This window comes from Pseudoalteromonas luteoviolacea S2607 (assembly GCF_001625575.1).
Taxonomy (GTDB): Bacteria; Pseudomonadota; Gammaproteobacteria; order Enterobacterales; family Alteromonadaceae; genus Pseudoalteromonas; species Pseudoalteromonas luteoviolacea_E.
In genome coordinates this window covers 160,882-172,675 of the sequence record NZ_AUXV01000004.1, presented here as the reverse complement: position 1 = coordinate 172,675, position 11,794 = coordinate 160,882, and the positions used below count along the sequence as shown (strand labels likewise).

10 protein-coding genes are annotated in these 11,794 nt (G+C 44.9%); all 10 read right to left on the bottom strand.

The window, feature by feature from the left end; genetic code table 11:
• On the bottom strand, positions 1-5,352 hold a 5,352-nt coding region (locus N480_RS04730; RefSeq protein WP_231102225.1), incomplete at its 3' end, for a beta strand repeat-containing protein.
• The gene (locus N480_RS04725; protein WP_081231746.1) at positions 5,352-6,536 is read right to left on the bottom strand and encodes a TIGR03032 family protein; all 1,185 of its coding nucleotides are present in this window, start codon (positions 6,534-6,536) and stop codon (positions 5,352-5,354) included. The genes N480_RS04730 and N480_RS04725, both read right to left, overlap by 1 nt.
• 58 nt (positions 6,537-6,594) lie before the next feature.
• Positions 6,595-7,668, bottom strand: coding sequence for a S8 family peptidase (locus tag N480_RS04720; protein WP_196761452.1), 1,074 nt, complete (start codon positions 7,666-7,668; stop codon positions 6,595-6,597).
• 90 nt (positions 7,669-7,758) lie between these two features.
• On the bottom strand, positions 7,759-8,307 hold the full coding sequence (locus tag N480_RS04715; RefSeq protein WP_063371384.1) for a phage tail protein: 549 nt from the start codon (positions 8,305-8,307) through the stop codon (positions 7,759-7,761).
• 13 nt (positions 8,308-8,320) lie between these two features.
• Positions 8,321-8,848, bottom strand: a complete 528-nt coding sequence (locus tag N480_RS04710; protein WP_063371383.1) for a phage tail protein — start codon at positions 8,846-8,848, stop codon at positions 8,321-8,323.
• Positions 8,849-8,862: 14 nt separating this feature from the next.
• Entirely contained in the window at positions 8,863-9,411 is a 549-nt protein-coding gene (locus N480_RS04705; RefSeq protein ID WP_063371382.1) for a phage tail protein, read from the bottom strand.
• A 29-nt stretch (positions 9,412-9,440) separates the two neighbouring features.
• Positions 9,441-9,746, bottom strand: a complete 306-nt coding sequence (locus N480_RS04700; protein ID WP_063371381.1) for a DUF6916 family protein — start codon at positions 9,744-9,746, stop codon at positions 9,441-9,443.
• 59 nt (positions 9,747-9,805) lie between these two features.
• On the bottom strand, positions 9,806-10,318 hold the full coding sequence (locus N480_RS04695) for a GNAT family N-acetyltransferase (RefSeq protein WP_196761451.1): 513 nt from the start codon (positions 10,316-10,318) through the stop codon (positions 9,806-9,808).
• Between the two features lie 42 nt (positions 10,319-10,360).
• Entirely contained in the window at positions 10,361-10,975 is a 615-nt protein-coding gene (locus N480_RS04690; RefSeq protein ID WP_063371380.1) for an aspartyl/asparaginyl beta-hydroxylase domain-containing protein, read from the bottom strand.
• Between the two features lie 5 nt (positions 10,976-10,980).
• Positions 10,981-11,700, bottom strand: a complete 720-nt coding sequence (locus tag N480_RS04685) for a hypothetical protein (RefSeq protein WP_063371379.1) — start codon at positions 11,698-11,700, stop codon at positions 10,981-10,983.
• Positions 11,701-11,794 lie beyond the last annotated feature (94 nt).

Sequence of the window (11,794 nt, the reverse complement as noted above, 5' to 3'; positions counted from 1 at the left end):
AAAGCTAAAGTTCACACCGCCTGTCTCTGTGCTGTTATAACTGGTGTCGTTTAAGGCCACGCTGTGCCCACTGGGCGCTGCAGTATCTAACGTGCTATTGGTGGTGACCGCCGTCGCGGCATTGCCTGCGGTATCCGTTAAAATCACAGATAGTGTCAAAGTGCCATCATTCAGGGCACTGAGATCTAGATTGGAGAGCTGTTGGCTAGCCGACGTCACCGTGCCGTTGCCTGTGACATTGGTCCCACCATTGCTGCTCGAAATGGTATAGCTGTAGGTTGCCCCCACTTCTGCGCTACTAAAGGTAAAGGACGTCGCCCCCTTTTCAGCGTTTGAATACAAGGTATCGCCAAACGAGACGCTGTGGCCGCTTGGTGCCTGAGTATCAACAGTGAGTGATAAGTTGCTTGCAGCGCTCGTAGCATTGCCCGCATTATCAACCGATTGTGCCGATACAGTATGGTTGCCAGCCTGTAAAGTAGAGGACGTAATACTCCAGGAGCCACCAGAAACGGTGGTGCTCCCAATGCTACCATCTAAATTGGATGACAAGTTAATGGTGTCCCCGGTAGTGCCCGTACCGGTGATCGTCGGCGTTGTATCGTTGGTTATATTATCTATCGTTGAGCTACCCGAGTCGCTACTAGAAGAGAGATCGGGAGCACTTGGTGCGTTTGGGGCTGTGGTGTCTATGATCACGCTTAGTGCACTAGAAGCACTGCTCTCATTATTACTAGCGTCGGTCGCTTTTGCGGTGATAGCATGTGTTGTCGCGGCTAATGCACTCGTTGTTATTTGCCAGTTGCCGCCTGTCGCTGTTGCACTGCCAAGTACTGTTGAGCCACTTTGATCACTGTAGAGTCGAACTGTGCTACCTGACTCAGCGGTTCCGCTAAACGTTGGTGTAGTATCAGAGGTATTATTATCCGTACTTGAAGCGCCAGTATCTGAGCCAGAGGTTAGATCTGGTGTCGAAGGTGCATTTGGTGCAACGTCATCCGATACCGTTACTGTGAATGACTTTTGAAATGTCGTCGTTCCATCATTGCTTTGAATACACACAATATAGCTACCAGCACTAAGCGCTGCTTGTGTTTGCAAGTTGGAGCTGCTGATTTGGAAACTACTGTTGCCCGAGTTCGCGGAACAAGTACCACTTGCGCTACTGCCACTTGTGACAAGAGTATAAGTATGGCTATCGCCTCCGTCTACATCTGTAGTAGAAAGACTGCCGACGTTTGTAGCTGCAGCGGTTGCAGATTGATTTATTGTGGTAGATGACAGAGCGATATCTGTAGGTGCATCGTTTTGAGCATTAATCGTCACTACTGCCTGATTGGTACCCGAACTATTCGCCGTACCATCGTTAAAAGTATAGTTAAGTGTGACACTCGATAGAGGACTCTCTGAGTTATTTACGTAAGAGATGGACTGAATTACACCATCAACAATTGCAGAAGTTGCACTGGCATTAAATGTCAGTACCAACGTACCCGCAGAATTTGTCGTCACCGTACCTACATTGGTACCATTATAAGTAAATGTACTGCCCTGTGTTAGGGTGCCCAATAAATTTAAATTAGCAAATACATCCTGTGCATTCGCACCGCCATTTCTAGCTATCGTTAACGAGGCTCCGTTATAGTTGCCTACGCCGCCATTAAGTGCATCGAGCTCTGTATCAGCGACAGTAGCATCGCTATCAATCGCAACTGCTGAGCCATTCTCTGTGAAAGTGGACAGTCCATTAAGTGAGCTAAAAACAGGGACATCATTTGCTGCAATCAATGTAATTTCTGTATTTGCTCCACTGTCAGCAACCGTAAAGTCTAGACTTGCGCCAGGGGCATTAGAAAGCGTCAACGCAATCTCAATACTTGCAAAGTCAGTTGCATCGGTATCGACTTGTAATGTGCTATTGCCATTAAAACGGACATTGTTGATCGTTAAACCTGTCACACCTGTGACTGTGATCACATCGCCGACAGCAAGGTCGGTGATCGTGTCTCCGTTTAAGTCCGACGTACTACCAATAAATGTGTCATTGCCACTGTTACCAGTCATCGAGTCAGTACCTGCGCCTGGTCGCAATGTGTCGGCGCTATTCCCGCCAGTAAGCGTATCGTTACCTGTCAGGTCAGTGGCTGAAATCACCAAACTATCACCAGCAAGGGCCGATGCATTAATAGTGACACCGGCGTTGATTGCAGAACCAGATGAATTACTGATAGTTACACTCCCCCCATTTGAAGAGAAGTTATCGGTAATGGTCAATGAGGTAACGCTATTTGAACCCAGTGAAATATTTTCTACGCTCGATACACTGGTAGAACTAAAGTTAAAGGTGCCACCACCAACAAGATTTAAAGTTTCACTGCCCGCAGCACCATTAATAGCTGTAGAAAAATCACTGATATTCTGAGCATCGATGGTCACTGTTGCGCCACTTGCTAAAGACAGAGTTCCCACATTGGTAAAACTCCCGCCGGATGTATCCGCACCATTACTTGCAGATACGATATCTGCTACCGTGGCCTCACCGGTTAAGCTACCTGTAAAACTTTGACTCCCAATATTGAAAGTAACAGCGTCAGTTGCAGAAGTCGCGGTGACACTCGTTGTCGCACCGACTGTAACTGTTCTGGTGTTTGAAGAGTCATCACCAATTGTGTAATTTTCAATACTGGAAAGTGTGGTTATGTCTCCATCACCACTGATTATAATGGTTTCTGTCCCACCAGCTGTGACAGAGCCACTGAAATTACCATGCTGACTGGCAGTCATGGTCACCGATGCACCGCTTACTAGCGAAAGGTTAGTCACATTGGAGATTGTCGCACCGCTAATGTTTGCGCCATTCGACATACTTAACGTATCGGCGTTAGTGTTGTCTCCGGTAAGCGTGCCTGTATAGGTTAATGTGCCAATATCAAAAGTGATTGTGTCACTTGTGCTATTTGCTGTCACTGAGTGGTCCGCAGCAGCAACGGTCACACTTCTTGTATTGGATGAATCATCACCAATCACATAGTTTTCTATTCCGGAAACCGTTGAAATATTACCATCACCACTGACAGAAATTGTCTCAGTTCCAGCTGCCGTAACGGTGCCAGAAAATTGCGATAATTGAGATGCACCAATTGTTGCCGAAGCACCACTTGATAGGGTTAAATTTTCAAACCCAGATACCGTTGCACCTGCGATACTCCCGCTGTTTCCTACTGATAACGTATCTGTACCGGTACCGCCAGCAAGTGTGCCCGTTGCAGTTAAAGTTCCAATATTAACCGTGTCATTGTTTGTACTGCCGGTAATATTTTGGCCAGCGGCACCCAAAGTAATTGAATTGGCGACGGACAATATATACGACTCAATCGCTGAAATACCCGTTAAACCATCTGTTGCGGCAGATATCGTGATTGTATCCGTACCTGCTGCCGTAAATGAGCTGAAACTATCGTGCTGGGCTTCGGTCATAGTGACTGACGCACCTGAACTCAGTTCCAGTATTTCAATATTTGACACTGTCGCCCCGGCGATATTTGCCCCGTTTGACAAACGCAATGTATCTCCGCTACCACCTCCCGCATTCAGTGTGCCCGTTACAGTTAAAGCCGCGGCATTAATCACATCATTGGCGCTACTACCGGTTACGTTTTGCGATGCGCTTCCCAATGTCAACGTCATCGCCGCATTCAAAATATAAGTTTCAATGTCAGCATCAGCGGTTAATTCGCTATTACCATTGGCACTAGATATCGTAAACTGATTTGTATTGACTCCATTTATAGTCGTAAAAGACTCATGTTGAGATTCTGTCAGAGTCAGGTTGCCATTGTTTGCCGCATCCAGTGTTTCAAAGTTAGTCAGTGATGTAAGCCCACTGATATCCACCCCATCAGACACACTAAGCGTATCCGTTCCGCCACCACCATCTGCTGTAGAGCCTGTGGCATGTGAAGTTTGCGCAATTGTCAGCGATTCATTCTCACTGGTAAATAAAATAGCTGGATTCAAATTTGCGCCAGTTGTGGTATTAAACGGTGCACCAGAAGAAGTCGTCGATGTGACATTGCTAACACTCACCGTTGATGTGCGCGAAACGCTGTTGTCTGTACCATCGTTGACAACCACAGTCACAGTTCTTGCTGTCGTATTCGGCGTCGAAGAGGTATTGTTAAATGTGATTGCATCTAAAAACGTTTGCACTTGTGCCAAAGTTGCAGTTGCACCCGTAATCGAAATCGTGTCTTGCAAAGTAATATCTGATTTACCACTCACACCATTCAAAGCATTTTGTGCTGCACCGGTTACATTCAAGCCTTCAGACGCGCCATCCTGATCATTAGTCAGTGATACGGTAATCGTTTTTATTGTATCCGATTCTGCATCGGTCACGCTGGCACTATTGGTAATACCAACTCCACCACTCCCTTCAGAAAAAGCGGACGACCTATTATTGCCGCCAGCCGCAGAGTCTAAATCCACTACAGGCGCCGTATTAGCAGCCGTTACTGTCGCACCCACTTTAAAAGTATAGGTGCCCTCATTTGGGTCATTACTGGTAATGGTAACTGTGGCGTTGGGGGAACCGACGGTTGTTGGGTCAAGCTGAACAACAAAGGTTGTGCTTGTCACACCATTAAGAGAACTAGAGCCAGGTTGGCTCGAAATGGAAAAATCACCAGAAGCCGAGATACTTACAAGTGGAGAGCCGCTTAAAGTCAATGTGGATGCAGCTATCACATTTTCGATAGTGAACGTGCGAGTAAAGTTACTGCCACCAGTTTGATGCGAACCAAAATCCGTGTGGTTACTCGCGCTTAAAGCCGTGGTCCCAGAAGTAATCGATTGACCATTGCCTTTCAAATTGATGTCAGGGTCGGGGGCAGCCGCAGTACAATCATCGGTATCTGGAAACCAAACTCCAGGACCAGGTCCCGCCTCACAACTTGCTTGGCTACCATAAGCTGTGGTGCAACCGAACGTGACCTGGCAAGAGGCGGCGAGCTCTTTAGCAATGCTTACTTCCCCATTGACCAGTGTGGAGTCAATCCCTTCACTATCGAGCAGCCCTTGTTTCGCTAAAAATGCCATCGTGGCTGATTTTGCCGCATCCTCCACGGCGGGCGTCTTATTGTTGGGATTAATATCGAATGCCTGCACTTTTCTTTGCGCGTTCGTGGTCGTTTGCTGAAAGTACTCAACATCACTGATTTTAATAGAATCTAAGGTTGGAACTTCATGAGATGATGTAAAGTAGCTATCAGTAATATTGGGGGAAGTATTGGCCACAACTAGAGAAGGGATCATCACACCCAAAATTGACGTGGTCATATCAAGCTTTTTCATTACCGTACCTCCTTCGTATATTCATACAAATGCGCAGAAATAGCGTCATCACCACTGATCATTTCGGGATAGGTAGAGTTTGGAATAATGCACAGGTCATAGAGTTGACTTACATCTCCATTAAAGTGCAATTTGGATAGAATCTTGCCGTCGTGTTTATTGATAATCCATATACCGCATACGGTATCGCGCTCAGTATGTGACTTGGTGAGCGGTATATCGCTCACAGCTTTGGTAGCCCTTACATGGCTAGTTGCCACTAGCATGAGATCACCAAAAAATGTTAGTCCGCGGGTAAAGCCTGGTAGGGTACAAACGATACTCTTTTCTTGTGTAATAGGGTCAAAGCGAAGTACTTCCCCCGCTCCAGAATTACATAGATAAACCGCCCCTTCATGGCACCTCGGAGAATGCGGCATAGACAAATCACTGAGTAAAATCTCATTTTTTTCTACATCCATCAAAGTGCCACTGAGCTCAGTTCGCCACGAGTCCTGATGGTCTAAAGCGTTAAATGTGGTGACATACTTGGGCTTTCCGCTTTGCATCGCCATGCCATTTAAGTGGCATCTATCTTCGGGCGCTAGCTCGCTGATAAAGTGAGGCTTCCAACGGGCGGTGAAGCCGCTGTCGGCAGACAGAGTAGCAAGGCAAGAAAAGCTCGAGTTAACAACCCATAAGCCTTCATCACCCCAAGCTATATCGTGGGTGTTTAGGGTGCCAGTTGTCAGAGATGACCGCTCAGTGAACAGCACATCGCACTGCTTAATTGCATTTATCTGCTCAGCTCTGAGCGTTTTAAATGTCGCAGTATCACGCTGTTCATCACGCAGCTTACTGGCCAACGAATCAAGGTCATCTAATTGACCACTGACTACACTACAGCGAGACATACTGCTGGCTTTGAAGTTAACAACTCGGTTGACCGTACTTACCAAAAACCGGTCTTCACTGACACTTAGGCCCATAGGCCGAACAAACTTTTTAACGCTACAACTAAGTTTATTTTCCTTACTTCTCAATAGCATCACGGCATGTGACTGGTAACTAGACACAGCCAAAGAAATACCAAGAGCCTTGAGAATTTTGGGGAAGTTCTCACTATACTCGCTCGCAAAATTAATATTGACGAAATCAGCTTCGTCACGCGTGCTTCCGTAGCCTTGTTCCTTATACCCTTGCATGTCTATACTCCTTAGTGAACGGCCTACTCTGTCCGTTCGACCATCAAACAAGCTTGTTTTAATTTTTATTTTTTAGCCCAATCTCACTGCTCGAAAGGCCACAACCTAACAAGTACGAAATTTCTCCAGTCACCATCGCAGCGGCAGAAGAAGTGCCACTTACGGCTATGTTTACATTGCGATTTTTTAGTAAAAATGCTGCTGGTGCGTATAGGTCAACACACGCGCCATAATTAGAAAATGGGGCGAGCGAGCCATCCTCTGACAACGCGCCAACGGTTGTCACACCTTCTATTTCAGAAAGCTTATTACCGACACAGGCATCTTGAGCATGATTACCTGCGGATACGACGACATACGAAATACCGCTGTAGTGCAATCCATAATGAATAACGTTTCGCAAGATTTGAGAAACAAACGGTAACGTCCAGCTACTATTAATGACGTCGACCTGCATTTTTTGCGAAACACTGAATGCCAGTATCATGGCGGAGTTCAATGTGCTGGATTGATGAATAGCAACTAGCTGCGCAATGCTTGCTGCGTTATTTTCCAGCTTGGATTGCAATTGAGTTGCAATGACTCCCGCAACCACGTTTCCATGGCCCGCTCTCGCTTTTTGTTTATTGGGAATTATGCGCTGGTTGTCTGCATCATATTCAAGCATCACATCAAAAGCAGACAGCCATGGTTTAGACAAATCAAAGCCGTCATCAATAATCGCAATGCGCTTGGGCCTTACAGGTGCTGAGCATTGGTAGCCCTTCAACCACTCAAGGTGCATATTGCTAACCTTTCGTTGAGTATTTTTTACGGGCTGCTGAGTCATTCGCACTAATGCGAAATCAGGCTGAACAGTGCCAATATAAGGTAAACGTTCGACTCGATTGTAGGTTTGTATAAAAGTATCAATAGAGGGGGTTACCTGAACGACAATGTCCTCATCAAGTTCAGCCAATACCTGAGTCTTAATGACTCCCTCAACGTTATCCAGTTGCTCTTTATATTGCTTATTAATTTGCACGACAATTTTTTGATTTAAATAAAATTGCAACCCAACATTGCTGTTAAACACATCATCGTGTTGTGAGCTGTATAACTCAATACGCTGCTGAAAGTTTTGAAAAGTCAAAAGAGGTTGCTTGGAGTTATCTGAAGCGATAACTCCAAAACATAAAAGCATTATTAGACAATAAATGAGTTTCACTGCCTGTCTGCCCATCTAGCTTCTTGGTGGAAAGATACCATCCATGCAAATACAAAATTGTACAGCTAAGTATGGTTGTCTATTTTCATGAGCCTGATTTTGCCCATTGCTTAGAACCGCTTGAGGGTTTAATGTGATATTAGAACCACCTAAGTCATCCGAGCTATAGACGCGTGCTACACCGCCAGTCGTAGCTCTAGCGGCAGATAAAAGCCCCGTGCCATTAGACCTGTCAACAAGACCATCCTTAATTGTTTTACCTGCGTAAAGTTCATGCGTATGAGAAGGTAGCTCGCTTTCCATGAGCACCACATCTGGTAAACCCACCCTATTGCCTAAGTCCCCCGGAGATAACCCCGGCCCTGTGCCAAACATTGTTGGGCTTCTGCCTTGTAAGTCAGGCATTTGCATATTCGTCTGACCATTGCCTCCGTACGTCGTCCCAATCACAGCAAAGAGTGCTTGATTTTGCGAGATATCAACGAACTGCCCATCACAAAATGTATAACCAACCGGAGCGAAGGTGTAAGGCAACATATCAACCTGACCAATAAATGGATCCATTGTAATACTCCTTTTAGTTGCGAGACGGATATAGTCCGTTCATACAAATAATGAAACCGAGATACAGCATCGGCATTCTATTTTCATGTGCTTCATCGCCCCCTGTTGTGGCAATCGCGCGGCTGCTAAATGGATTTGTTTCTAAACCTGCCGTCGAATCAGGTAAAAAGTGTAATTCACTTCCTACATAAGACTGCCCATCTACAGGCGCTTGTAATTCTGAAGTAGCGCTAGTTACCTGCACAGTGTGGCTATGTGCAGGCAATTGAGAGGTTGATAACACCACTTGCTCGACACCAAAACGTTGCCCTAAGACCCGATTTGTCAGCCCAGGCCCCTGGCCATCGCCAACTGGGATCCGCCCCCGCATGTCAGGAAGACCATAAGTGGAGCGCCCATCGCCGCCATAATTCGAACCTAATAAACTAAATAAAGATTGATTGTCTGTTATCGCCTGAAGCTGACCTGCGCAATAAGACCAGTGGTACGGAGAATATACGCCCGCAAACATGCGAATTTCGCCTAAATATGCATCACTCATACTATGCTCCTGGGTTAATTTCTCGGCGGATACGCGCCGTTAAGTGCGATGACGAAGCCAATAACCGTCGTTGGCTGTATATTGGTATGCGGCGCATTGCTTCCGACTGTACCTATACTTTGAGATGACAAGGTATCTAGGCCGCCTGAATTTTGCGCATAGAACTTCTTAACCCCGGTAGGAAACTGCGTGTTAGCAGTTGAAATTGTATATCTCGCGGTTGGATTAGCATTACTGAATGGTAAAAAACTATCCCCCTCTAGAGAGTCAACTTGGAAGTCGTGATTGTGGCCCGTTTGCGCATTCGTCAATGTTACTTCTTCAAAGCCGCTCTTTTGACCTTGCTGAACTATGCCATATTTCCCCTGATAAACAGGCGCTCGGCCACGCATATCGGGCAGGCCAAAGTTCGTTCGTGCGTCACCACCAAAAGTGTCTCCAAGTAGTGAAAATAGTGCTGGGTTATCATTCACAGGGATGAGCGCACCATTGCAGGCAGCCCAGTGTACTGGTGGAAAGTTAAAGGCAATCATCTGCATCATGCCCAAATACGGATTAACCATAAAAACCACTCCTTACTTTTGACTTGGGATTAGTCCACTTCTTGATTACGCTTACGAGAAATAATGATTTGGTATTTGTCACAGTCATAAATACTCATAAACATTGAATATTCTCCAAACGCGTCATGTTTAAAGAGGTAAGTGTCTTGAGGCAGCTGGTTATGTGGGTCACCCCTTAAGCAAATACTGAAAGAAGAAAATTCGTCAGTATCAATCCTGCCATTTTCCACCTTACTGATCGCCAATTTGCCAACTTGCTGCTCATTTTGTAACGAGAATACATCGACTTCTTCACCTACCAGCGAGTGCATTAACTCTTGCGTGACTATTTCCATTTATTGCTACTCTTTGTGCTTAGTTTAAAAATCGGTTTCGAGAAAATTACGAAACCAAATTAAACGCCAACAATGCTTTTCATCGCAGGCGGATACCAGATCATCAATTCGTGCGGAGGCTGAATCTCTAATACTTGAAAACCTAGCGCTAAATACATGCGTTTGACGCCCAAATTGTGGCTTACAACAGATAAGGTTAAAGGTACTGCTGACTGCGCAGCACAATGCTGAAAAGACTGAATAATCGCGCGGCCAAAACCGTGCCCTCGTGCCGCAATCAAAAAGCCAATATCAATCAAGCGGATTTCATTGTGGCCAAAATCCAAAGTTGCTTTACCGATTGGCTCACCATGTTTTTCGATAATAAAATACATGGCATTAGGGTACTGTGCGCCATACCCTTGCGTTTGCGCTTTGAGTTGCATGTCAACAATTGATTCAATAAAGTCGCGTTCACCATCTATATACTGCAAATCCTGCCTGACTTCTCTGTGCAGCTTTTCAATAAATGGCTTATCGCTCGCTGTCGAAGGACGAATGTGTAGCCCTTCTGGAATGGTAAATTGCACCATATTCCTTATCCTCTTTTGTGCATTTATTGAGTATATGCAGCTTCAATATTTTTGCTCGGAACTTTTTATGATTTTTTTCAGCCAATCTTCTACTTTACAGTCAATAACCAAATTGATTCTCGATTCGGCGCCTAGGTTAGAAACACGATGCTGGAGATGGGCATTCACATACCATACCTCCCCATTCACCATGGGGGCCTTTAACTCGTTAACGATAAAATCAACACTGTCACTCCCAGTCATTGGCACATGAAGACGCGCTTCACCGTACTCTAATGAAACCTCATGGTCGTGATGGGGTAATATTTCACTATCGGGGTGCAGCCTCATTAGTCGGACTGACTTAAGTGGGCACTTAAACTGCGCCAAAAATTGAGCTAATGCAGGCAAGTACTTCATGATAGGTAAAGGCGTGAAAGCCACATTAGTCTGTTCAATTGAAAAGCACTGGAGAACTGGATGAGCATGCATATGCTGTGTTTGAGCATATAATGGCATGACATCCCAAGCACCTATGTAACAGGCTTGATTTACATGCATACACCATTGCGAATCATCAAGTAAGGCGACTTCAGTATTGATTGCTTTGAGATCGCAGCTCAACGGTAACTTAGCAAACGAAATTACTTCACGAGTACCTTTAAGCTTTGCATCCATCGCTATCAACCTATAGTCTTGCCATCCACATTCAAGGTATAAACAATATCCTTAAACTTTCCACCCGATAGCCGAATTGTTTGATATCCATCAATAGATGACAAAGTCGTATTCTTAGTAAGTGACTTTGGCCCATAACTAAATTGATAGCTCCCCTGTCCATCAAATACTTTTACGTCGTTTGTGTAGGAGTTCAAAATATGAAGAAAACCGCGGTTATCTGACGTGATGGACTTAATACCACTCACTTGGTGGGGTAACTCAATGCCATAGTTGCCAAATGTATTTATGAGCTGGCCATTGAAATCAATAACATGTATTGAATATGCATTGCGGCTCGCGATAAAGATGCGTTGGCGCTGTTCATCAATCGCAAAATCCTTGATATGGCCAAGCGCGTCTGGAAATGGTATTTCGCTTATTTTTTCACCCAAATTATCATAAACTGTAATATGTTTTGATAACTCAAATAGAATATACACATTGCTAGCATAGCGTCTGGCTACAATTGGTTTTAATTGTACTTTGACTAGCGTGTTTTGTGGGTTTTCTAAAAGTGAACTTGGAGGATTAATGTTCAAGCTATTTAAATCACTTCCAGTTAATCTTTGAGTGTACGAAACTTCGTTTGAATCATGAGTATGAGCCAACAACGGCCCTGCCGACAAAAATGTGCTTGCAGCACACACCGACATAGATGACTTTAAAAATGAACGGCGTTCCATAACATTCCTGTATTTTTATTAAACAGCCCATTCGATTATTACAAAATACAAAACAATAATAAATTACACCAGATTACACCAACTGAAAGGACTA

Coding starts and splice junctions, on each gene's coding strand:
- N480_RS04725 (WP_081231746.1), bottom strand. CDS start 6,536: ATGCAAGGGTATAAGGAACAAGGCTACGGAAGCACGCGTGACGAAGCT.
- N480_RS04715 (WP_063371384.1), bottom strand. CDS start 8,307: ATGGATCCATTTATTGGTCAGGTTGATATGTTGCCTTACACCTTCGCT.
- N480_RS04710 (WP_063371383.1), bottom strand. CDS start 8,848: ATGAGTGATGCATATTTAGGCGAAATTCGCATGTTTGCGGGCGTATAT.
- N480_RS04705 (WP_063371382.1), bottom strand. CDS start 9,411: ATGGTTAATCCGTATTTGGGCATGATGCAGATGATTGCCTTTAACTTT.
- N480_RS04700 (WP_063371381.1), bottom strand. CDS start 9,746: ATGGAAATAGTCACGCAAGAGTTAATGCACTCGCTGGTAGGTGAAGAA.
- N480_RS04695 (WP_196761451.1), bottom strand. CDS start 10,318: ATGGTGCAATTTACCATTCCAGAAGGGCTACACATTCGTCCTTCGACA.
- N480_RS04690 (WP_063371380.1), bottom strand. CDS start 10,975: ATGGATGCAAAGCTTAAAGGTACTCGTGAAGTAATTTCGTTTGCTAAG.
- N480_RS04685 (WP_063371379.1), bottom strand. CDS start 11,700: ATGGAACGCCGTTCATTTTTAAAGTCATCTATGTCGGTGTGTGCTGCA.